At 70.5% G+C, this 21,795-nt stretch carries 20 protein-coding genes; 11 read left to right on the forward strand and 9 right to left on the reverse strand.

What is annotated here, in order from left to right:
- Position 1: 1 nt before the first annotated feature.
- The gene (gene cimA, locus QCZ28_RS29405) at positions 2 to 1,585 is read right to left on the reverse strand and encodes a citramalate synthase (RefSeq protein WP_279519664.1); all 1,584 of its coding nucleotides are present in this window, start codon (positions 1,583 to 1,585) and stop codon (positions 2 to 4) included.
- A 304-nt stretch (positions 1,586 to 1,889) separates the two neighbouring features.
- Here cimA and QCZ28_RS29410 point away from each other — a divergent pair, with 304 nt between their 5' ends.
- From QCZ28_RS29410 to QCZ28_RS29425, 4 genes are all read left to right on the forward strand, one after another.
- Positions 1,890 to 2,066 carry a hypothetical protein gene (locus QCZ28_RS29410; RefSeq protein WP_279519665.1) on the forward strand — a complete coding sequence of 59 codons (177 nt, stop codon included), beginning with the start codon at positions 1,890 to 1,892 and terminating at the stop codon, positions 2,064 to 2,066.
- 2 nt (positions 2,067 to 2,068) lie between these two features.
- Complete coding sequence (locus QCZ28_RS29415) at positions 2,069 to 2,599, forward strand: carboxymuconolactone decarboxylase family protein (protein ID WP_279519666.1); 531 nt, start codon at positions 2,069 to 2,071, stop codon at positions 2,597 to 2,599.
- 84 nt (positions 2,600 to 2,683) lie between these two features.
- Positions 2,684 to 3,142 (forward strand): PRC-barrel domain containing protein, encoded by a 459-nt coding sequence (locus tag QCZ28_RS29420; RefSeq protein ID WP_279519667.1) that lies wholly within the window; start codon positions 2,684 to 2,686, stop codon positions 3,140 to 3,142.
- Between the two features lie 55 nt (positions 3,143 to 3,197).
- Positions 3,198 to 3,992, forward strand: coding sequence for a tyrosine-protein phosphatase (locus tag QCZ28_RS29425; protein WP_279519668.1), 795 nt, complete (start codon positions 3,198 to 3,200; stop codon positions 3,990 to 3,992).
- A gap of 46 nt (positions 3,993 to 4,038) precedes the next feature.
- On the opposite strand, the gene QCZ28_RS29430 is transcribed toward QCZ28_RS29425, so the two are convergent.
- Positions 4,039 to 5,136 (reverse strand): branched-chain amino acid aminotransferase, encoded by a 1,098-nt coding sequence (locus QCZ28_RS29430; protein WP_030337242.1) that lies wholly within the window; start codon positions 5,134 to 5,136, stop codon positions 4,039 to 4,041.
- Positions 5,137 to 5,299: 163 nt separating this feature from the next.
- Positions 5,300 to 6,331 carry a 3-isopropylmalate dehydrogenase gene (locus QCZ28_RS29435; RefSeq protein ID WP_279519669.1) on the reverse strand — a complete coding sequence of 344 codons (1,032 nt, stop codon included), beginning with the start codon at positions 6,329 to 6,331 and terminating at the stop codon, positions 5,300 to 5,302.
- 228 nt (positions 6,332 to 6,559) lie between these two features.
- On the opposite strand from QCZ28_RS29435, the gene QCZ28_RS29440 reads away from it, so the two are divergent.
- Positions 6,560 to 7,402 (forward strand): FAD:protein FMN transferase, encoded by an 843-nt coding sequence (locus QCZ28_RS29440; protein ID WP_279519670.1) that lies wholly within the window; start codon positions 6,560 to 6,562, stop codon positions 7,400 to 7,402.
- A 309-nt stretch (positions 7,403 to 7,711) separates the two neighbouring features.
- Positions 7,712 to 8,068, forward strand: a complete 357-nt coding sequence (locus tag QCZ28_RS29445; RefSeq protein ID WP_030337238.1) for a hypothetical protein — start codon at positions 7,712 to 7,714, stop codon at positions 8,066 to 8,068.
- 76 nt (positions 8,069 to 8,144) lie between these two features.
- Here QCZ28_RS29445 and serA read toward each other — a convergent pair whose 3' ends face one another.
- From serA to QCZ28_RS29470, 5 genes are all read right to left on the reverse strand, one after another.
- Positions 8,145 to 9,743, reverse strand: a complete 1,599-nt coding sequence (gene serA, locus QCZ28_RS29450) for a phosphoglycerate dehydrogenase (RefSeq protein ID WP_030337236.1) — start codon at positions 9,741 to 9,743, stop codon at positions 8,145 to 8,147.
- A 399-nt stretch (positions 9,744 to 10,142) separates the two neighbouring features.
- Complete coding sequence (gene ilvC / locus QCZ28_RS29455; RefSeq protein WP_030337234.1) at positions 10,143 to 11,156, reverse strand: ketol-acid reductoisomerase; 1,014 nt, start codon at positions 11,154 to 11,156, stop codon at positions 10,143 to 10,145.
- A 93-nt stretch (positions 11,157 to 11,249) separates the two neighbouring features.
- Positions 11,250 to 11,765, reverse strand: a complete 516-nt coding sequence (ilvN, locus tag QCZ28_RS29460; protein ID WP_030337232.1) for an acetolactate synthase small subunit — start codon at positions 11,763 to 11,765, stop codon at positions 11,250 to 11,252.
- 2 nt (positions 11,766 to 11,767) lie between these two features.
- On the reverse strand, positions 11,768 to 13,648 hold the full coding sequence (locus QCZ28_RS29465) for an acetolactate synthase large subunit (protein WP_279519671.1): 1,881 nt from the start codon (positions 13,646 to 13,648) through the stop codon (positions 11,768 to 11,770).
- 188 nt (positions 13,649 to 13,836) lie between these two features.
- Complete coding sequence (locus QCZ28_RS29470) at positions 13,837 to 16,209, reverse strand: EAL domain-containing protein (protein ID WP_279519672.1); 2,373 nt, start codon at positions 16,207 to 16,209, stop codon at positions 13,837 to 13,839.
- Between the two features lie 111 nt (positions 16,210 to 16,320).
- Here QCZ28_RS29470 and ilvD point away from each other — a divergent pair, with 111 nt between their 5' ends.
- On the forward strand, positions 16,321 to 18,168 hold the full coding sequence (gene ilvD, locus QCZ28_RS29475; protein ID WP_279519673.1) for a dihydroxy-acid dehydratase: 1,848 nt from the start codon (positions 16,321 to 16,323) through the stop codon (positions 18,166 to 18,168).
- Positions 18,169 to 18,199: 31 nt separating this feature from the next.
- Here ilvD and QCZ28_RS29480 read toward each other — a convergent pair whose 3' ends face one another.
- Positions 18,200 to 18,385, reverse strand: coding sequence for a hypothetical protein (locus QCZ28_RS29480; RefSeq protein WP_279519674.1), 186 nt, complete (start codon positions 18,383 to 18,385; stop codon positions 18,200 to 18,202).
- Positions 18,386 to 18,396: 11 nt separating this feature from the next.
- On the opposite strand from QCZ28_RS29480, the gene QCZ28_RS29485 reads away from it, so the two are divergent.
- The 4 genes from QCZ28_RS29485 to QCZ28_RS29500 all read left to right on the forward strand — a co-directional run bounded on the left by QCZ28_RS29485 (position 18,397) and on the right by QCZ28_RS29500 (position 21,706).
- Positions 18,397 to 19,020, forward strand: a complete 624-nt coding sequence (locus tag QCZ28_RS29485) for a DUF5753 domain-containing protein (protein WP_279519709.1) — start codon at positions 18,397 to 18,399, stop codon at positions 19,018 to 19,020.
- Positions 19,013 to 19,207 carry a DUF397 domain-containing protein gene (locus QCZ28_RS29490; RefSeq protein WP_279519675.1) on the forward strand — a complete coding sequence of 65 codons (195 nt, stop codon included), beginning with the start codon at positions 19,013 to 19,015 and terminating at the stop codon, positions 19,205 to 19,207. Before QCZ28_RS29485 ends, QCZ28_RS29490 begins: the two co-directional genes overlap by 8 nt.
- 385 nt (positions 19,208 to 19,592) lie before the next feature.
- Complete coding sequence (locus QCZ28_RS29495) at positions 19,593 to 20,483, forward strand: inositol monophosphatase family protein (RefSeq protein ID WP_279519676.1); 891 nt, start codon at positions 19,593 to 19,595, stop codon at positions 20,481 to 20,483.
- Positions 20,423 to 21,706: a hypothetical protein gene (locus QCZ28_RS29500; RefSeq protein ID WP_279519677.1), complete on the forward strand. Its 1,284-nt coding sequence runs from the start codon at positions 20,423 to 20,425 to the stop codon at positions 21,704 to 21,706. Before QCZ28_RS29495 ends, QCZ28_RS29500 begins: the two co-directional genes overlap by 61 nt.
- Positions 21,707 to 21,795: the final 89 nt, after the last annotated feature.

Raw genomic sequence — 21,795 nt, forward strand, 5'->3', positions numbered from 1 at the left:
GTTAGACGGGGGTGGGGGCTAGGCCGTAGGTGAGGGCGTCGACCAGGGCGTGCCAGCTGGCCTCGACGACGTTCGGGTGGACGCCTACCGTGGTCCAGTCCCGGCCGCTGCTGTCGGAGGTCTCCAGCAGCACCCGGGTCACCGCACCCGTGCCGTGGCTGCCCTCCAGGATGCGCACCTTGTAGTCGGCCAACTCGAAGTCACGCAGCTGCGGGTAGTGCCGGGTCAGCCCCACCCGCAGCGCCTCGTCGAGGGCGTTGACCGGGCCGTTGCCCTCGGCGGTGGCGATCACCCGCTCACCGCGAACCCGGATCTTGACGGTCGCCTCGGAGACCACCCCGCCATCCTCGCGGTGCTCGACCAACACCCGGTACGACTCCAGGGTGAACGGTCGGGTCGGGCCTCCCTCGGGCAGCTCGGAGCGGACCAGCAACTCGAAGGACGCGTCGGCCGCTTCGAAGGACCAACCACCCGCTTCCAACTCCTTGACCCGCTTGGTGACCCGGGTCAGGGCGTCCGGGCTGCTGGCCAGGTCCAGACCCAGCTCGCGGCTCTTCAGCTCGACGCTGGCCCGACCGGCCATCTCGGTGACCAGGATCCGCATGTCGTTGCCCACCACCGACGGGTCCACGTGGTTGTAGAGCAACGGGTCGACCTTGATCGCGCTCGCGTGCAGCCCCGCCTTGTGGGCGAAGGCGGCGGCCCCGGCGTACGCCTGGTGGGTGTCGGGGGCGATGTTGGCGATCTCGGCGATGGCGTGCGAGACCCGCACCATCTGTTCCAGGCAGCCGTCCGGTAGGACGGGCATGCCCAGCTTGAGTTGGAGGTTGGCGACGACCGCGAAGATGTCGGCGTTGCCCGGGCGTTCGCCGTACCCGTTGGCGGTGCCCTGCACGTGGCGGACGCCCGCCTCCACGGCCGCGATCGTGTTGGCCACGGCGCAGGCGGTGTCGTTCTGGGCGTGTATGCCGAACAGCGCGGGGTCGATTCCCAGCCGGTCGGTCAGGTCGCGGATCACGGCGGTCACCTGGGACGGCAGCATGCCGCCGTTGGTGTCGCAGAGCACCATCCGCTCGGCGCCGGCGGCGAGCGCGGTCTGCACCACCGCCGCACCGTACGCGGGGTCGTGCCGGTAGCCGTCGAAGAAGTGTTCGCCGTCGACGAAGACCCGCCGGCCCTCGCGGACGAGGTGGTCGACGGTGTCGTGGATCATCGCCAGGTTCTCCGCGCCGGTGGTACGCAGCGCGCGCTCGACGTGCCGGGTGTCTGCCTTGGCGACCAGGGCCACCGCCGTCGTCTGCGCGTCCAGCAGGGCGCGCACCTGGGGGTCGTCGGCGACCGGCACGCCGGCCTTGCGGGTGGCGCCGAACGCGACGAGCACGGCGTGCCGCAGGTCCAGTTCGGTGCGGGCGCGCCGGAAGAACTCGGTGTCCTTGGGTACCGCGCCCGGCCAGCCGCCCTCGATGAAGCCGACGCCGAACTCGTCGAGCAGCCGGGCCACGGCCAGCTTGTCGACCACCGAGTAGGTGAGCCCCTCGCGCTGGGCGCCGTCGCGCAACGTGGTGTCGAAGACCTGGAACGTCATCAGGATCCTTTCTCGGAGCAACAAAAAGACCTCCCGCGGATGCGGGAGGTCTGCGCGCTCGGCAGAGGGGAGAGCCGGCGCGCTAGGTCGCAATAATCAGGACGGTGCGTGTCACGATGGCTACTCTGCCACCCCGCCAGTGGTTTTGGGAGGAACAATCCACATGGCGAGACGATTACTGAGCGTTCGTTTAGCCCGAGCCATCGCCCGTGATCGGCTTCACACGCCACCAGGGCGCTCACCGGCTGGAACAGCGGTGCGGAAGCATCTGGAACTGGCCACGTGCCAGCTGCAAGGAGGACCCGTGCTCACTGTCAGTGACCGCTTACTTGAGCACGGACTCACCGCCTGCGTATCGCTGGGCGCCACCAACGCGTCCAAGACGATCAACCACGCGTCCCACGAGGGCAAGTGGCGTCTGGTCTTCGTCGGGCCGATGGACGAGACCTCCATCAGCCCGACGGAGATCGCCGGGGTGTGACCATGGGCCTGGACGCGCTCACCGCGGCCCTGCCGGCGTACGCCACGGACATCAGGCTGAACCTGGGCTCCACCCTCGGCGCGTCGACGTTGACCCCGGCGCAGACCTGGGGCACCGCGCTGGCCTCTGCGGTGGCCGCCCGCAACCCGGTGGTGCTGCGGGAGATCGCGGCCGAGGCACTCGGACACCTCGGACCGGAGGGGGTCGAGGCCGCCAAGGGCGCCGCGGCGATCATGGCGATGACCAACATCTACTACCGGGCCAAGCACCTCCTCGACGACGAGCGGTACGCCTCGATGCCGGCCCGACTGCGGATGCAGATCGTCGCGCGGCCGGGGGTGGACAAGGGCGACTTCAAGCTCTGGTGCCTCGCCGTGTCGACCATCAACGACTGCGACGTGTGCGTGCGGTCGCACGAGAAGACGCTGCGCGACAGAGGCTTCACCCCGGAACAGGTGCACGAGGCGCTGCGGATCGCCGCCGTGGTGCACGCCGCGGCGGTCACCCTGGACGCCGAGGCCGCGCTGGCCTGAGCCGGTACGCCGTTTCCGGCCCCCGACGGCCGGGTAGCTCCGACGGAGACATGAGTTGCTCGGTGACAGTCAGGAGTGAACGGCATGGACAGGATCGATCCGCACGCCACCCACGCCGGGCCGGACCCGCTACGCGGCGGTGACCAGGGCACGGTGCCCGGCGGCGCGCCGGCCGGCACGTTCGACCCCGGGCGCTACCGCGACCAGGCCGGCGTGGCCGACGTCGACCTGGTCGGCTACAAGGTCGAGGCCACCGACGGTGGAATCGGCAAGATCGACAGCGCCAGTCACGAGGTGGGCGGCAGCTACCTGGTCGTGGACACCGGGCCCTGGATCTTCGGCAAGAAGGTGATGCTGCCGGCCGGCACCGTCAACCAGGTCGACCACGACCAGCGCACCATCTCCGTCGACCGGACCCGGGACCAGATCAAGGCCGCCCCGGAGTACGACGAGACCAGCCACAGCGACCCGAGCTACCGGGACCAGCTGGGTGGCTACTACGACGAGACGTACGGCGCGCTGCCGCCCGGCACCGCCCGGTGACTGTTCGACCCGACGGCCGGTGGGGCGATGTCCCACCGGCCGTTACCGTGTGACAGTGGACACCACCGAGGACGACCCCCAGCTCTCGCTCCCCGCCACCTTCAACTTCCGCGACGTCGGTGGCTACCTCGGCCACGACGACCGGACCGTGCGCCGGGGCCGGCTCTACCGCTCCGACTCGCTGCACCGCCTCACCGAGCAGGACCAGGACGCGTTCGCCGCGATCGGAATCCGCACCGTCATCGACCTGCGCCGCCCCACCGAGGTGGAGCGGGACGGTCGGGTGCCGGCGTACCAGGGGCTGACCTACCGGCACATCCACCCGGAGCACGCCGACTGGGCGGGTGCGCCGCACGAGGAGGGCGCGAGCCTGGCGCGCTACCTCGCGGACCGGTACGCCGACCTGGCCCAGACCGGCACGGCCGGGCTGGCCGAGGCGGTCGGGTTGATCGCCGACTCCGCCAACGCCCCGGTGGTGGTGCACTGCGTCGCCGGCAAGGACCGCACCGGGATCGTCTGCGCGTTGACCCTGGCCGTGCTGGGCGTCGACGACGGGGACATCAGCGCGGACTACGCGTTGAGCAGCGCGGCGTCGGCCCGCTACAGCGCCTGGCTGGCCTCCGTCACCCCGGAGGGTGTTGACGTGCCGGCACCGTTCCTGAGCTCACCCGCCGAGGCCATGCAGATCTTCCTCAACGAGCTGCGCGAGGGGCACGGCTCGGTCGAGGCGTACCTGCGCCACGCCGGGGTGACCGACGAGCAGCTCGCCGCGCTGCGCGACCACCTGCTCGACGAGCCCGCCCAGGCCTGGGCCGACGACGACCCGCAGGGCGGCGTCGGGCACGAATGACTGCGCCGGCCCGTCCGGGTGGACGGGCCGGCAACAGCGACAAAGGTCAGAAGACCCGCTGCACCCAGCCGTACGGGTCGGCCGCCGTGCCCCGCTGGATGTCGACCAGTTGCTGGCGCAGGGCCATGGTGACCTGGCCGGGCTCGCCACCACCGATCAGGAACTCACCGTCCGGGAAGCGGACCCCGCCGATCGGGGTGATGACCGCGGCGGTGCCGCAGGCGAACACCTCCCGCAGGCGACCGCTGGCGGCGTCGGCCTGCCAGTCGGCGAAGCTGACCGGCCGCTCCTCGACCCGGTGCCCGGCCGCGCCGGCCAGCGCGAGGACGGCGTCGCGGGTGATGCCCGGCAGGATCGTGCCGGTCAACGGTGGGGTGACCACAGTGCCGTCGTCGTAGACGAAGAAGACGTTCATGCCGCCCAGTTCGTCGACGAACCGGCGCTCGACCGCGTCCAGGAAGACGACCTGGTCGCAGCCGGCCTCGATGGCCTCCGCCTGCGCCGCCAACGACGCGGCATAGTTGCCGCCGCACTTGGCCGCGCCGGTGCCACCGGGCGCGGCCCGGGTGTAGTCCGGAGAGACCCAGACGGTGACCGGCTTCACGCCACCACTGAAGTACGCCCCGACCGGTGAGGCGATCACCATGTAGAGGTACTCGTTGGCCGGGCGGACGCCGAGGAAGACCTCGCTGGCGAACATGAACGGCCGCAGGTAGAGGCTGCCGTCCTCGCCGGTGGGGATCCACTCACGGTCGATCTCGATCAGCTTGTGCAACGAGTCGACGAACACCTCCGGCGGCAGCACCGGCATCGCCATCCGCTGCGCGGAGGTGGCGAAACGGGCGGCGTTGGCGTCCGGCCGGAACATCGTCACGCCACCGTCGGCCGTGCGGTACGCCTTGAGCCCTTCGAAGATCTCCTGCGCGTAGTGCAGCACCGCGCTGGCCGGGTCCATCGGGATCGGGCCCCGAGCCTCCACCCGGGCGTCGTACCAGCCCTTGCCGTCGGCGTAGCGGACGGTGACCATGTGGTCGGTGAAGACCCGGCCGAACCCGGGGTTGACCAGTAGGGCGGCCCGATCGGCGGCGGATACCGGCGCGGCATTCGGACGGATCTCGAAGTCGAGCTTGTCACCACCGCTCATCGCGCTGACCTCCCTGCGGAACAACGGCATGCGGGACCGCACACCGAGATGGTTGTGCCAGAAACCTACCCCGAACGGTCGTTCAGCGGGTAGCGCCGGTCGGGCCGGACGGACGGCATCGGGCGGACCGGCGCCAGGCCGGCCGCCGGGCGGGCCTGGGCGGTCAGGCTACGGCGTGGGCGGCGAGCCGGTCGCCGACCTCTTCGGTACGCAGTGGTACGCCCGGAACCCGGCTGGCCAGCTCGGCGGCGACCGCCGCGTTGACCCGGGCGGCGGACTCGGCGTGCCCGAGCTGATCCAGCAGCAACGCGGCGGAGAGCACGGCGGCGACCGGGTCGGCGATGCCCTGACCGGCGATGTCCGGCGCCGAGCCGTGCACCGGCTCGAACATCGAGGGGTACGCCCCGTCGGGGTTGATGCAGCCGCTCGCGGCCAGCCCGATGCCGCCGGTGACGGCCGCGGCGATGTCGGTGAGGATGTCGCCGAAGAGGTTGTCGGTGACCACCACGTCGTAGCGCTGCGGCTGGGTGACCAGGAACATGGCCGCCGCGTCGACGTGCTGGTATTCGGTGGCGACATCCGGGTGCTCGGCGGCGACGGCGTCGAACGTGCGCGCCCAGAGCGACCCGGCGTGGGTGAGCACGTTGGTCTTGTGCACGAGGGTGACCTTGCGCCGCTCCCGGCGGCCGGCTCGGGCGAACGCGTCGCGGATCACCCGCTCCACGCCGTGGCGGGTGTTCAGGCTCTCCTCGGTGGCGATTTCGGCCGGAGTGTCCCGGTGCAGGGAGCCACCGGCACCGGCGTAGAGCCCCTCGGTGCCCTCGCGCACCACCACGAGGTCGACCTCGCCCGGCTTCACGTTGCCCAGCGGACCGGTCACCCCGGGCCAGAGCCGGGACGGGCGCAGGTTGACGTACTGGTCGAAGGCGAAACGGAGCTTGAGCAGCAGCCCTCGCTCCAGCACACCCGGCGGAACCGTCGGGTCACCGACCGCGCCGAGCAGGATCGCGTCGTGCCCGGCCAGCTCGGCCAGCACCGAGTCGGGCAGCACCTCACCGGTACGGTGCCAGCGGGCGGCACCGAGGTCGTACTCGGTGGCCTGCACGTCGGGCAGCACCGCGTCGAGAACCTTGCGGGCCTGCGCGACCACCTCAGGCCCGATGCCGTCCCCGGCCACCACCGCGATCCGCGCCACGACCGCACTCCTCTGCTCAACGGTTCCGTCTGCGCAACGGTACGTCGCCGTCCCGCCTCCCGGTACGCAGCGTCCATGTTTTGGGACGCGGGAATGCACAGCACCCTCTCAGCTGAGACTCATGCAGCGATCATCTCCGCTGCCTACGGTAGTGCTCAGTGGGTCGCGGGGGCCCGCTGACCAACGGGGTCGCGATCATGCGGCACCACGTGCGAGGGGGCAGATGCGATGCGCATCGACGAACAGCCACGGACCCGCTGGCCGGACCCGTCCGCGTTCCGCAACCGCCGGCCGGACCTCCGACTCGGCAGCCGCCGGCACCGGATCGACCCGGCCGGCGCCACCGGGGGCCGGCTCGCGGTGCAGCACACCGTCCGCACCGCGACCGCCGAGTACACCCTACTGCTCAACGCGCCCGAGTGGCTCGGCCGCCGGGGCGTGGGCGAGGCGCTGCGGGACAGCGTCGCCGAACTGCGCGCCATCGACCTCACCTACGGCCCCAACCGACCGGAGAGCCTGGTGTCCCGGCTGCGTCGGGGCGAGATCAGCCCCGAGTCGTACCCGCCGCTGGCCGACCTGGTGGACCGCTGCGCCGCGATGCGCGCCGCCACCGACGGGTGGTTCGACGCCTGGGCGGTGCCCGGCGGCTTCGACCCGGGCGGCCTGCTCGGCGGTTGGGCGGTGGAACGCGCCGCGGAGCGGCTGCGCGCCGCCGGCATCCACGACTACGCCGTCCTCGCCGGCGCCGACCTCGTCGTCCGGGGCCGCGCGCCGCACGGAGGACCCTGGCGGGTCGCCGTGCACCACCCGACCGCACCCAAGCGCGCGCCGCTGGTGCTGGAGATGACCGCTGGTGCCATCGGCACCTCCGGCGTGACCGGACGGCAGGGGCACGTGGTGGACCCGCACACCGGCGAACCGGCCGAGCATCTCGCCGCCGCCACCGTCGTGGGCCCCGACCTGGCGATCGCCGACGCCTACGCCACAGCGCTCTACGCCGCCGGCCCCACCGGCCTGGCCTGGTTCCGCGGAAACTCCGACTATCGCGCGCTCTTCGCCCACCGTCGCTGAGCTGGTCGGGCCCGCGATCGGCCCCCACAGTCTCGGCAACGACCATGGGGGCCGGTCAGCGACGAGTGCGCGTGGCTCGCACAACCGAGGGGTGCGGACCGGTCGGGCCGGACGTCGACCGCGCCACCCGAAGACGGGCCGGCGCCTCGAACTCGGCCAGTGACCGCAGTGCGTACGCTAGCGAATCGACGCAACTCGACGCAAGAGTCTCCACACCGGACCGTCGGCACCGGAGACTGCGACAATCGGTGGTTGACCGGCGGCGAGGCAATTTCGACATGGTGAACGGCGGATGGCACGCTGTCCGCCGTGAGTTTCGATCTGAGCGTGTGGGCCCTGGAGGACGGGGCGACGCCCGAGGACGTGCGGACAGCGGTCGACGGTTGCCGACAGGGGCGGCACGTTGACCGCTACCCCGACCCACGGGTGGTCAGCTTCTACCGGGCGATCACGGCGTCCTATCCGGACCGTCACCCCGGCCCGGACAGCCCGTGGGCGGTGGCACCGCTGCACGCGGCCCACGACCACGTCGAGTTGAACCTGCACCCGACCTGCGCGGACCAGGTGCTCCTGGACATCGAGCGGTTGGCCGGCGAACACGGGCTGATGCTCTTCGACCCGCAGGACGGCTCGGTCTACCCGCCCCCGGCACGACTGCCCGGCTGACCCGACCAGCGGCAGTGGACGGGAAATGACGAGGGGCCCGGCGAATCGCCAGGCCCCCCGCAGTGCTTGTCGGCTGTTACTCGTCGCGCAGGTCGGCGGCACTGGCCGCGGTGGCACCGATCGACTCGGCGGCCGAGGTGAGCAGGTCGGCGCCGAGCGCCTGGTCGACGGTGAGCGTCATCAGCGTCTCGCCGCCCGCCTCCCGACGCGCCACCTGCATCGCGGCGATGTTGATGCCCGACTCGCCGAGCAGGGTACCGACGGTGCCGACCACACCTGGCCGGTCGGCGTAGCGCAGGAAGAGCAGGATGCCCTCCGCGCCGATCTCCACGTCGAAACCGTCCACCTCGGTCAGCTTCAGCACGTCCCGAGCGCCGGACTGGGTGACGGTGCCGGAGACACTCACCGTCCGGCCGTCCGGCAGCGCGCCGCGCACCGTGACCAGGGTCGGCTGATCGGCCGTCTCGGCCAGGGTGGCCAGGGTGACCTCGACGCCACGCTCGGCGGCCAGGTGCGGGGCGTTGACGTAGGTGACCTGCTCCTCGACCACGGAGCTGAACAGGCCCTTGGTGGCGGCGAGCTTGAGCACCGACACCTCGTGGCTGACGATCTCACCGCGAACCTCGACAGTGACGCTGGCGGCGACCCCGCCGGCGACAGCGGTGAACGCGCGGCCGAGCTTCTCCGCCAGCGGCAGCAGCGGCCGAACGTCCTCGGCGACCACCCCGCCGGCCTGAACGTTGACCGCGTCCGGGACGAACTCGCCCTGCAACGCCAGCTTCACGCTCTTGGCCACCGCGAGACCGGCCTTGTCCTGCGCCTCGTGGGTGGAGGCGCCCAGGTGCGGGGTGGCCACCACGTTGTCGAAGGCGAACAACGGCGACGAGGTGCACGGCTCCTTGCTGTACACGTCGACACCGGCGCCGGCGACCCGACCCTCGGCGATCGCGTCCGCGAGCGCCTGCTCGTCGACCAGCCCACCACGGGCGGCGTTGACGATGCGGACGCCGGGCTTGACGATCGCCAGCTCCTTCTCACCGATCAGGCCCACCGTCTCCGGCGTCTTCGGCAGGTGGATGGAGATGAAGTCGCTCTCCCGCAGCAGCTCCTCCAGCCCCACCAGGCGAACGCCGAGCTGCGCCGCACGGGCCGGCTGGATGTACGGGTCGTACGCGATCAGCCGGGTGCCGAACGCGGCGATGCGCTGGGCGAAGAGCACGCCGATGCGGCCGAGCCCGACCACGCCTACGGTCTTGCCCTGCACCTCGACGCCCGTGTACTTGGACCGCTTCCACTCCCCCGCCTTGAGCGCGGCGCTGGCGCTCGCGGTGTTACGCGCCACGGCGAGCAGCAGCGCGACGGCCTGCTCGGCGGCGGAGACGATGTTCGAGGTGGGCGCGTTGACGACCATGACGCCCCGGGCGGTGGCGGCCGGCACCTCGACGTTGTCCAGACCGACGCCCGCGCGGGCGACCACCTTGAGGCGCGGCGCGGCGGCGATGGCCTCGGCGTCGATCTGGGTCGCGCTGCGCACGATGACGGCGTCGGCCTCGGAGAGCGCCGAGAGCAGGGCCGGACGGTCGGTGCCGTCGACGTGACGGACGTCGAAGTCGTGGGCGAGCACCTCGATGGCGGCGGGGGCGAGTTCTTCGGCGATCAGTACGACAGGATTCATCGGTCCTCGTAGAGGTCGTGTTTGCGATCGGCCCGGGCGGCCGGGCGCCGCACTGCGCCCTGCGCTGATCCGTGCCGTGGCCGTCAGGTGCCGGCTGCTGCACCTACAGGCGATCGTAGGGGCCTCGCTGGTCGGCGTGTTCCGGTCTTCGGGGTGAGTGCCCTCACACGCCCGGTCGGGCGACGGACATCGGCCGTTCACCGCGTCGACACGGTCGCTCAGGCCGCGCCGGACCCCGGTGGCGTCGGTCACCCGGTCACCGTGGGCGAGCGGTGGCCCACGAACACCGCCGCCCGACGCATCGACGGGCGGCAGCATGCCGAGCAGCCCCGGGGCGGCGCTGGGGAGAGCGCCAGCCCAGGGGCTGCCGGTGGATCGTCGTCCGGCCGGGCCGGACGGTCAGGCGGTCTCGGTGATCGGGCGGTCGACCCAGCTCATCATGCCGCGCAGCTTCTTGCCGGTCTCCTCGATCGGGTGCGCCGCACCCTCGGCCTGCCACTTGGTGAAGTTGGGCCGGCCGGCCTCGTCCTCGGCGACCCACTCGCGGGCGAACTCGCCGGACTGGATCTCACCCAGGATCTTGCGCATCTCGTCCTTGACCCGGGAGTCGATGATGCGCGAGCCACGCGACAGGTCGCCGTACTCGGCGGTGTCGGAGATGCTGTAGCGCATCTTCGCGATGCCGCCCTCGTACATGAGGTCGACGATCAGCTTCAGCTCGTGCAGGCACTCGAAGTAGGCGACCTCCGGGGCGTAGCCGGCCTCGGTGAGCACCTCGAAGCCGGTCTGCACCAGCGCCGAGGCACCGCCGCAGAGCACCGCCTGCTCGCCGAAGAGGTCGGTCTCGGTCTCCTCGGTGAAGGTGGTCTTGATCGCGCCGGCTCGGGTGCCGCCGATCCCCTTGGCGTACGCGAGGGCGAGCGCGAGCGCGTTGCCGCTGGCGTCCTGCTCGACGGCGACGAGACAGGGCACACCCTTGCCGTCGCTGTACTGGCGGCGGACCAGGTGGCCGGGGCCCTTGGGCGCGACCATCGCCACGTCCACCTCGGCCGGCGGCTTGATCAGGCCGTACCGGATGTTGAAGCCGTGGCCGAAGAAGATCGCCTTGCCGGGGGTGAGGTGCGGGGCGATCGACTCCGCGTAGATCCCGCGCTGGGCGGTGTCCGGTGCGAGCACCATGATCACGTCGGCCTCGGCGGCGGCCTGCGCCGGCGTGACGACCCGCAGGCCCTGCTCCTCAGCCTTGGGACGGCTCTTCGAGCCCTCCGGCAGACCGATCACCACGTCGACGCCGGAGTCACGCAGCGAGAGCGCGTGGGCGTGGCCCTGGCTGCCGTAACCGATGACCGCGACCTTCTTGGCCTGGATCAGGCCGAGGTCGGCATCGTCGTCGTAGTACACCTCAACGCTCATGAGAACTTCCCTTTCGTACGACGGCCGGGGCGGCCCGTCGTGGTCTGTGCGGATGAATTCCGGGGCGGCCCGCCGGGGCCACCCCGGCGGCGGTCAGGCGGCCCGCAGCGCGGGACCGGCGGTGATCGAACGCGAGCCGCGCCCGATGGCCACCAGCCCGGACTGGACCATTTCCTTGATGCCGAAGGACTCGAGGTCGCGCAGGAGCGCGTCGAGCTTGTCCGGGGTGCCGGTGGCCTCGATGGTCAACGTGTCCGGTGCGACGTCGACCACCCGGGCCCGGAACAGGTTGACGGTCTCCAGCACCTGCGAGCGCGCGGCCCGGTCGGCGCGAACCTTTACCAGCAGCAACTCCCGGGCAACAGAGACCTGCGGATCCAGCTCAACGATCTTGAGCACGTTGACCAGCTTGTTCAGCTGCTTGGTGACCTGCTCCAGCGGGGACGACTCCGCGTTGACCACGATGGTGATCCGGGAGACGTCCGGGTTCTCGGTCTCGCCGACGGCGAGACTGTCGATGTTGAACCCACGCCGGGAGAACAGGCCGGAAACCCGGGCGAGCACGCCGGGCTTGTTCTCCACCAGCACCGAAAGCGTATGCATGGTCATGATCAGATGTCATCCTCGTCGAAGGCCGGGCGGACGCCACGGGCGAACATGATCTCGTCATTGCTGGTGCCGGCGGCGACCATCGGCCAGACCATCGCGTCCTTGCCGACCACAAAGTCGATCACCACGGGTGCGTCGTTGATCTCCATGGCGGCGGCGATGGTCTTGTCCACGTCAGCGGCGTTCTCGCACCGCAACCCGACGCAGCCCAGCGCCTCGGCGAGCTTGACGAAGTCGGGGATGCGGTGCTTGTGGGTGCCGAGCTCGGTGTTGGAGTAGCGCTCGTTGTAGAAGAGCGTCTGCCACTGCCGGACCATCCCCAGATTGCCGTTGTTGATCACGGCGATCTTGACCGGGATGCCCTCCAGCGCGCAGGTGGCCAACTCCTGGTTGGTCATCTGGAAGCAGCCGTCACCGTCCACCGCCCAGACCACCGTCTCCGGCTTGCCGACCTTGGCGCCCATCGCCGCCGGCACCGCGTAGCCCATCGTGCCGAGGCCGCCGGAGTTCAACCAGGTGTGCGGCTTCTCGTACGAGATGAACTGCGACGCCCACATCTGGTGCTGGCCCACACCGGCCACGTAGATCGCGTCCGGGCCGACGATCTCGCCCAGTCGCTTGATCACGTACTGCGGGGACAGCGTGCCGTCGGACGGCTCGTCGTAGCCCAGCGGGTAACGGTCGCGCAGGTCGTTCAGCTGCGTCCACCAGTCACCGAGGTCGGCGGTACGCCCCGCCGACCGCTCGGCGGTGACCGCGACGATCAACTCGTCGATGACGTGCTTGGCGTCGCCGACGATCGGCACGTCCACGTGCCGGTTCTTGCCGATCTCCGCCGGGTCGATGTCCGCGTGGACCACCGCCGCGTCCGGGGCGAACGAGTCCAGTTTGCCGGTGACCCGATCGTCGAAACGCGCGCCCAGCGCGACGATCAGATCCGCCTTCTGCAGGCCGTAGACCGCGGCGACGGTGCCGTGCATGCCGGGCATCCCCAGGTGCTGCCGATGCGAGTCGGGGAACGCCCCGAGCGCCATCAACGTGGTGACGACCGGGATGCCGGTCAGCTCGGCCAGCCGACGCAGCCCGTCGGTGGCACCCGCCTTGAGCACACCACCGCCGACATAGAGCACCGGCCGCCGGGCACCGGCCATCAGCCGCGCCGCCTCCCGGATCTGCTTGCCGTGCGGGTGCAGGGTCGGCCGGTAGCCGGGCAGGTCCAGCGTGGGCGGCCAGGAGAAGGTGGTCGGCGCCTGGAGCACGTCCTTGGGGATGTCGACCAGGACCGGGCCGGGTCGCCCGCTGCTGGCCAGGTGGAACGCCTCGGCCAGCACCCGGGGGATCTCCTCGGCGTTCTGCACGAGGAAGTTGTGCTTGGTGATCGGCAGGGTGATGCCCTGGATGTCCGCCTCCTGGAAGGCGTCGGTGCCGATCGACGGGCGGGCCACCTGACCGGTGATCGCGACCATCGCCACCGAGTCCATGTACGCGTCGGCGATCGGGGTGACCAGGTTCGTCGCACCCGGGCCGGAGGTGGCGATGCAGACGCCGACCTTGCCGGTGGCCTGCGCGTAACCGGTCGCCGCGTGCCCCGCGCCCTGCTCGTGCCGCACCAGGATGTGCCGGACCGTCGAGTCGTAGAGCGGGTCGTACGCCGGCAGGATCGCGCCGCCCGGAATGCCGAAGACGACGTCGACGTCGAGCGCCTCAAGGGACCGCACGAGCGAGCCGGCCCCGGAAACCTGGGTCGCGGCGGCGGGCCGTACCGCCGGGGTGGCCGGGGTGGCCGTGCGCGTGCCGGCCTGGTCGACGTCGAGGGTCGGGTCGGCGGCCGCGCGGGCCCGGCGGGCGGTGTGGGCGAGGGTCTCGGGCGTGGGTCTCGTCATGGCGGTTCTGGCCTTCGGCTGGAGTGGCTGGTGGCTAGTCAAGCGATGCGACGCGGGCGGGGCCCGCTTCGCCAGGTTCCGATGGCAATAAAAACGGCCCTCGTGCAGATGCACGGGGCCAGCGCACTCTCGGTGAGGGAGAGTGCGCTCAGGTAAGTACTCGCAGCGACCGGTACGACGACATGCGGCTAAGCCTGACGCATCTCACGCGATGAGTCAACTGATCCCACATGTTGGTTAACGGAGGTCGGCGCGTCGGTCGGCGACGCGCCATCGGCAGACGGGTTGAGCTGCCCGGACCCGCCCGGAGCGGGACGCGGCGCCGGCACCGCGCTGGGACGCGCACCCGGGGACGTGGCCGCCTCCAGCATCGCCTCCAGGTGCTCGGCCGGCACCCCCCAGCCGAACAGCGCGCCCTGGCCGAACCGGCAACCGGCGGCCACCACGGCGGCCAGCTCGGTCGGGGTGGTCACCCCCTCGGCGATCACCTCCAGCCCCAGCTGATGGCCCAGTCGCATGACGATGTCGACCATCGGGGCGAAGGCCGGGCCGTCCTGGTCGACCGGGCGGACCGGCTCGTGCTCGGCGACCAGACTGTGGTCGATCTTGAGGATGTCGATCGGCAGCCGACGCAGCTGCCCCAGCGACGAGTACCCGGCCCCGAAGTCGTCCAGCGCGATGCGGACACCGGTCAACCGCAGCGCGGTCAGCCGCCGGATCAGCTCGTCCAGGTCGGTGGCGACCGCGTGCTCGGTGACCTCCAGCACCAGCCGCTGCGGCGGCACGTGGTGGGCGCGCAACGCCTCGGCGACCTGGACCACGTACTCCGGGGCGTGCAGCTCGCGGGGGGAGACGTTGACCGACACCCAGACGTCGTGCCCGTCCGCCAGCCACCGGGAGAGCTGGTAGCAGGCCTGGTGCAGCACCCAGGCGCCGAGCGGAGCGATCATGCCGCACTCCTCGGCGAGCGGGATGAACTCGTCCGGACGGACGTTGCCCAGCTCACTGTGGTGCCAGCGCAGCAACGCCTCGGCGCCGACCGGCCGCACCGACGGCAGCGACGCCACCGGCTGGAAGGCCAACCGCAGCTCGTCGCGCTCGATGGCCCCGCGCAGCTCGTGCTCCACCGTCGTCCGCCGGCGCAGCAGCTTGTCGTACGCGGCGTCGTACCGCTCGATCCGGTTCTTGCCCCGCTGCTTGGCGTAGCGCAACGCCAGGTCGGCGTGCCGCAGCAGCAACTCCACGTCCGGCTCGTCGGCCCAGTCGGCCACCCCGATGCTCACCGACAGGAAGACCGGCCCCTCCGGCTGGTCGTACGGCCGGTTGAGCACGCCGAGGAGCCGCTCGGCGACCCGGTCCGCCTCGACCGACCGGCCCTGCATGAGCACGGCGAACTCGTCGCCACCCAGTCGGGCGGCCACGTCACCGGGGCGCAGGTTGCCACGCAGCCGCCGGCCCACCTCGGCCAGCACGGCGTCGCCCACGTCGTGGCCCCGCATGTCGTTGACGTTCTTGAAGCCGTCCAGGTCCAGGCCGAGCAGCACGCACGGGTTGCGGTCCGCGGCGTTGCGGTGCAGCGCCCGCAGCAGCCCGCGCCGGTTGGCCAACGACGTCAGCGGATCGGTGTGCGCCAACTCCCGGAAGTGCGCCTCCCGCTCGGCCAGGCGGCCCGCGTACCCCCGGACGTCGCGCAGGGTGAGGTACTGCCGCGCCACCAGGGCGAAACCCTCGACGCTGCCGGCCACGATGCCGGCCGCGGTGAACCGGCCGTCCTGGGCGAGGTGGTACATCGCCGAGGCGGCCATCGCCAGCATCGGGGCGATGGCGTACTCGCCGTCGCGACCGACCACGTCCAGGTCGACCTGCCCCGGCCGGTCCGCCCGGTGAAGGGCGAGCGCGACGGTCAGCAGGCCGGCGGCGAGCAGCGACGCGCCGGTCAGCGCCATGGTCGGCCCGGCCTGGCAGAGCCCGGCGCTGAGCCCCAGCCCACCGCAGCTCACCGCGGTGATGCCGGCGCACAGCGCGGCGAGCCGTCGCCGTGGGGCGGCGGCCCGGAAGACGACGATCACGGCGAGGCCGGCGCCGAGCGCTGCGCTCACCGTGGCCACCAGGATCGCCGGGCAGGCCATCGGGGTGGCGGCACCGAGCAACCGGGTGGGCTCGGAGAAGAGCACCCAACCGACGAACCACAGCGCCGCCGCCATGACCAACCCGTCCAGGGCGAGCCGGGTCGTTCCCGCCGCGGTGGCGGCCACCCCGGGGAGTCGGAGCAGACCAGCGGCGAAGGCCAGCCCGCACACCGCCGTGCCGATCGCCACCAGGGTTGCCCAACCGGTGCGCTGCCCCTGCTCGTGGGCCCAGTGGTCGTTCGCGCTGAGCGCGGCGACCACCCCGGCCAGGAGGCTGATCAGGGCACCGCCGGCGGCTGCCGCGAGCAGCACGTACGCCGGTCGACGCGGCCCCGTCCGCCGCCGGGCGACGACGGTCAGCAACACGACGGCCACCGCGGCGACGAGCCCGCTGAGCGCCGCGACAGCGACCATGCCCGGTGGAAAATGCACGCCTCCAAGAGTGCCGGATGGGCGCACGTCGTGGGGGGCTGGGTGTGCATCTGTTGGGACACGGCAGATACCCGGGTGGGGCTGCGCGCCGGCGGTGTCATGCTGGTATGCATGCCTGAGCTGCGGTCGAGGACTTCCACACACGGTCGGACGATGGCCGGCGCCCGGGCCCTCTGGCGGGCCACCGGGATGACCGACGACGATTTCGGCAAGCCGATCGTCGCCATCGCCAACAGTTTCACCCAGTTCGTGCCTGGTCACGTACACCTCAAGGACATGGGGGGCCTGGTCGCCGACGCGGTCGCCGAGGCCGGTGGGGTGGGCCGGGAGTTCAACACCATCGCTGTCGACGACGGCATCGCGATGGGCCACGGCGGCATGCTCTACTCGCTGCCCAGCCGCGAGCTGATCGCCGACGCGGTCGAGTACATGGTCAACGCGCACTGCGCGGACGCCCTGGTCTGCATCTCCAACTGCGACAAGATCACCCCCGGGATGCTGCTGGCCGCGTTGCGGCTCAACATCCCGACCGTCTTCGTCTCCGGTGGCCCGATGGAGGCCGGCAAGACGATGGCGATCGAGGGCGTCGTGCACAGCAAGATCGACCTGATCGACGCGATGATCGCCTCCTCGAACGAGGCGGTCACCGACGAGCAGCTCGGCGAGATCGAACGCTCCGCCTGCCCGACGTGCGGCTCCTGCTCCGGCATGTTCACCGCCAACTCGATGAACTGCCTCACCGAGGCGATCGGGCTCGCGCTGCCCGGCAACGGTTCGACGCTGGCCACCCACGCCGCCCGCCGGTCGCTCTTCGTCGAGGCCGGCCGGACCGTCGTGGAGATCGCCAAGCGGTGGTACGACGGCGACGACGAGTCGGTGCTGCCGCGCACTGTCGCCTCCAAGGCCGCCTTCGAGAACGCGGTCGCCCTGGACGTGGCGATGGGTGGCTCAACCAACACGGTGCTGCACCTGCTCGCCGCCGCCCGCGAGGCGGAGCTGGACTTCGGCGTCGCCGACATCGACGCGATCTCCCGGCGGGTGCCGTGCCTGGCCAAGGTCGCGCCCAACTCCCCGCAGTACCACATGGAGGACGTGCACCGGGCCGGTGGCATCCCGGCAATCCTCGGCGAACTCGACCGGGCCGGGCAGCTCAACCGGGACGTGCACGCCGTGCACTCCCCCTCGCTGGCGCAGTGGCTGACCGACTGGGACGTGCGCGGCGGCTCCCCCACCCCGACCGCTGTCGAGCTGTTCCACGCCGCGCCGGGCGGGGTGCGCACCGTCGAGCCGTTCTCCACCACCAACCGCTGGTCGTCGCTGGACACCGACGCGGCCGGCGGCTGCATCCGGGACCGCGAGCACGCGTACTCCGCCGACGGCGGGCTGGCCATCCTGCACGGCAACCTCGCACCCGAGGGCAGTGTGGTGAAGACCGCCGGCGTGCCGGACGACTGCCTGACCTTCCGGGGCCCGGCGAAGGTCTACGAGTCGCAGGACGACGCGGTGACAGCGATCCTCGCCAAGCAGGTGGTCGCCGGGGACGTGGTGGTGATCCGGTACGAGGGGCCCAAGGGCGGCCCCGGCATGCAGGAGATGCTCTACCCCACCTCGTTCCTCAAGGGACGCGGCCTGGGTCGCTCCTGCGCGCTGCTCACCGACGGCCGTTTCTCCGGTGGCACCTCCGGGCTGTCCATCGGGCACGTCTCCCCCGAGGCGGCCTCCGGCGGGATGATCGCCCTGGTCCGCGACGGCGACGAGATCGTCATCGACATCCCGAGCCGGTCGATCTCCCTCAACGTGCCGGAGGACGAGTTGGAGGCACGCCGGGTGGCCGAGGAGAAGCGCGACAAGCCGTACACCCCGACCGACCGGCAGCGCCCGGTGTCGGCGGCGCTGCGCGCGTACGCCTCGATGGCCACCTCGGCCAGCGACGGTGCCTACCGCCGCGTCCCGGAATAAGCACGACGGCCGGCTGCCGGCCCGACAAACCTCAGTCCATCGGGATGTCGCGCAGGTCGGGGGCAGCGGCGAGGAGGCGTACGTCGTCGTCTTGCAGGTGCACGGTGCAGCCGGCGCGGGTGAAGCGCACGGTGATCACCTGCCCGGCGTGCCGGGCCGCCAGGCGCAACAGGTCCTGCTCGGGGTCGGCGACGTCACGCGAACCCGAGCAGGGCACCGGAATCGGCGCTGTCGGGTCGGTCGGGGCAGCCCCGGCGACGGCGTCGGTCAGGCACTCGACGCACCAGGCGAGCGCGGAAGCTCCGCTTCTACAAGAACAATCTCGTGCCGGGCATCCTTCAGAGCCGCGACTACGCGCTCGGGATCTACCGCGTCGACCAGCCGGACATGAACGACGACGACCGGGAGCGCTCGGTCGAGCTTCGCCTGCAACGACAGTCCCTCCTGACCCGTCGTCTGCCACGGGCTCCACAGGTGCAGGTGGTGCTCTGCGAATCGGTGCTCCACCGGCTGGTGGGCGACGCGGAGACGATGGCCAGGCAACTCCACCACCTGCTGGCGATGACCCGGCTGCCGAACGTGTCGATTCGCGTGTTGCCGCTCATCGCGGGGCCGCATCACGGCACCGTTGCGGGCGAGTTCGTCCGCCTTGACTTTCCGCTCGGGAACCGACCCACCCCGGAGCCTCCGCTGGTCTATAGCGGGGCGATCACCGGCGCTCTTTACCTCGACCGTCCTCACGAGTTCGCGACCTACGAGAAGGTCTGGTCGAGCTTGCTCTCACTCACCCTCGACGAGGGACAATCGTTCCAACTGATCAATAAGATCATCGGGGAGGTTCACCATGGTTGACCTGACCGGCGCCCACTGGCGCAAGAGCACACGCAGCGCGGGCAACGGTGGCGAGTGCGTCGAGGTTGCCGACAACATCCCCGGCGTCGTCGCCGTACGCGACAGCAAGGATCCGCACGGCCCGGCCCTCGCCTTTGCTCCCGCCGCCTGGGTCACCTTCGTGCGAGCGACCAGCACCATCCGCTGAGGCTTCGGTGGGTGTCCCGGGGCCGCCCAGCCACCCACCGAACTCGAAAACCGTGCATAGACACGCGGCAGCGTTGCGACCCGGGGAGGCGGGGGACCAACCCCAACACCGCGGCACCCCAGCACTCCGGCCCCCGGCACCCCCACGCACCAAAATCCGAGCAACTTCCCTGTTGTTGCCGCCTGCGGCACGCGTGAAACAGCAACAACCCTGATGTTGCGCGGATCTCCCCGACGGAGCGTCGCCCAGCTGCGCGGCGAGCCGCGACGGGGCGAGGTGCCGACGGCCTCGCCGGGCCGAATGGCACTTCCCGCGGACAGCGAGGACGGTGGGAGGATGGGGGTCCACTAGCAGGCTTGTTCCACACGAGCGTGTAGGAGTGTCGATGGACCTTGAGCAGCTGTGGTCCGAACTGGCGAGGGAGCTTCCGGACACCCTTGCCGCCTATCGGTCCCGGATAGCGGAAATCGAGGTACAGGAGAAAGCCGACCAGACGTTGCTCACCGAGGCGGACGTTGCTGTGGAAAGGATGATTATCGACAAGATCCGCGCCCTAGATCCTGCAGCCCGTGTGCTCGCGGAGGAGTCGGGAAGCGGTACTTGGAGGCCCGGCGTCGACGAGGAACCGGAGCGGATCTGGATCATCGACCCGATCGATGGCACGGCGGAGTTCGTCCAACCGCAGAACACCGAGTTTTGCTCCGTCGTCTGCCTTCTCGAGCGACGGGAGCCGGTGGCGGCGCTCATCGTGGCTCCAGAACTCGGCACCGGCCGCACGCCAGTTATCGTGCGCGCGTCCCGAGCCGACAGGCTGATCCTGATCAACGGTCGGCCCGCACCGTTCAACAACGGCCCGGTGCCCTCGCTTGTCGCATCTCTGACACGTAGTTCGACGTCCAAGGCACCAAGTCACGAGTGGGCCATGGCCGAGGCCGGGTACCGGCTGAAGACGCGTACCACGTCGCAGACACTCGACATGCTCCGCACAGCGCTAGACCTCACAGAGATTGCCGAGGGTGCGCCGCGGTTCGACCTCTTCTATCGCCCCCAGCAGAAGGTATGGGACGGCTTGGCGGGCTTGTGCCTCGGCGAGATCGTCGGTCTAATGTCTACAGACATGGACGGGAGCAAGCGCCTACCAGTGTCTATGGAGTCGCTCGCTCAGCCAGAACCGACTTTCGCCAGCACCGTGATGGGTCGCCCGGAGGCAGTCAAGTGGTTCGTGGAGGTAGCGCGGAGCTCCCGCACCGAAACACGGAAGTCCTCGTCGACGTAACATCGATCATCGGCGCCGAGGATTTCATCGCCGCTCAGAACCGCCGCGCGCAGCCCGGAGACCCGTTCGCGCGCCAAGCATTCGTCGAGCTGATCCAGTCCTTGATCTTCATGAACCGGGTTTGGGTAGCCCACCCGGTGCGCGCTCGACCGACCACTGCTGACTTCGGCGCGAGGCCCTTACTGCTCCGAGCTTTGGTCGAGGCCGACCTGCTCCATCCGCTGCAGCTTGATGTCAACGAGAGCCGGGTTGCTAGAACTGCCGAGGAGTCAGCTCTTCAAGACCTGCAGAGCTGGCAAGGGGGCAGGGCGCTTGGGCAGTTCGTCGAGCAGGCACTCGCCTGTGATGACGCCATGCCCGGCACCCGCAACTCGCTGTCGAAGCGCATCCACAGCTGGTCCACGTTCCAAGCCACAGACGTTCGGGTCGCCGGCCATCACACGGATCGGATCGGGACGGCCGACGGCGTTGAGGACGACCCGTTCGGTGAGTGGGCGCGGGCGGCCTCGATCGTCCTAAAGGGCGCACTGCAGTCGATGGCCCCACCGGGTGAAGAGGTCTACGTCGCAGCCACCCTTGCACGCGGGCTCAAGTACCGGGCAAGAGCGGACGCGACTGGACTTTCATACCAGGCACACCCCATTCGAAGGGACTTCCTCCTTACCTTTGACCTATCCCGGGAGGGTGCCGCCGAGGGAGTGGTGCTCGACGTCATCAGAGCCATTCGCGGTATCCACCAGTCACTTGCCACTGCCGCGAGCGAGAGCAAGACCCATCAGGTGCAGCTGCTTGAGCTGGAACTACCGCTACTTGGCGGCCGACTCTGGCAAGCCTCGGAGACCGGCAGGTTGGGAGACGGTGCGTGGCTCGATCTGGTGGTCAGTCGCATTGGCCAATATCGGCAGAAGGCAGCCGATTTACGAGCGGCCGTCGCCAGGTGCGTCACCGACGAGGACCATCTACGCCTCGCACGGGACATCGATGAGACAAAGAAGCAGTTGCTCGAACGCCTCGGCCTCCGCAAGATCACGTTGTCGGCTGTTGAGCAGGAACTCGTAAACAGCGTGGCATCCGTGGCTGAATCGGTGCCTGGCGTTCCGAAGGTCTCGGGAATGTGGATCGGCGCACGGCTGATCGGCAAGCAAATGTCTTCCACCGGTACGCCAGTACAACGCTTCCTGTACAAGGAGTTCTATCGGGCGTGGAAGCGGGCCGGACGCTGACGCGACGCGAAACTCACGACCCGTTTGCCATCCAGCGCACCCTTCTCCCTGGTGAACCCAGGGCTCCAGCAAAGTCGTCACTGTGACAG

Origin of the sequence: Micromonospora sp. DH14, assembly GCF_029809455.1 — a bacterium.
GTDB lineage: Bacteria > Actinomycetota > Actinomycetes > Mycobacteriales > Micromonosporaceae > Micromonospora > Micromonospora parva.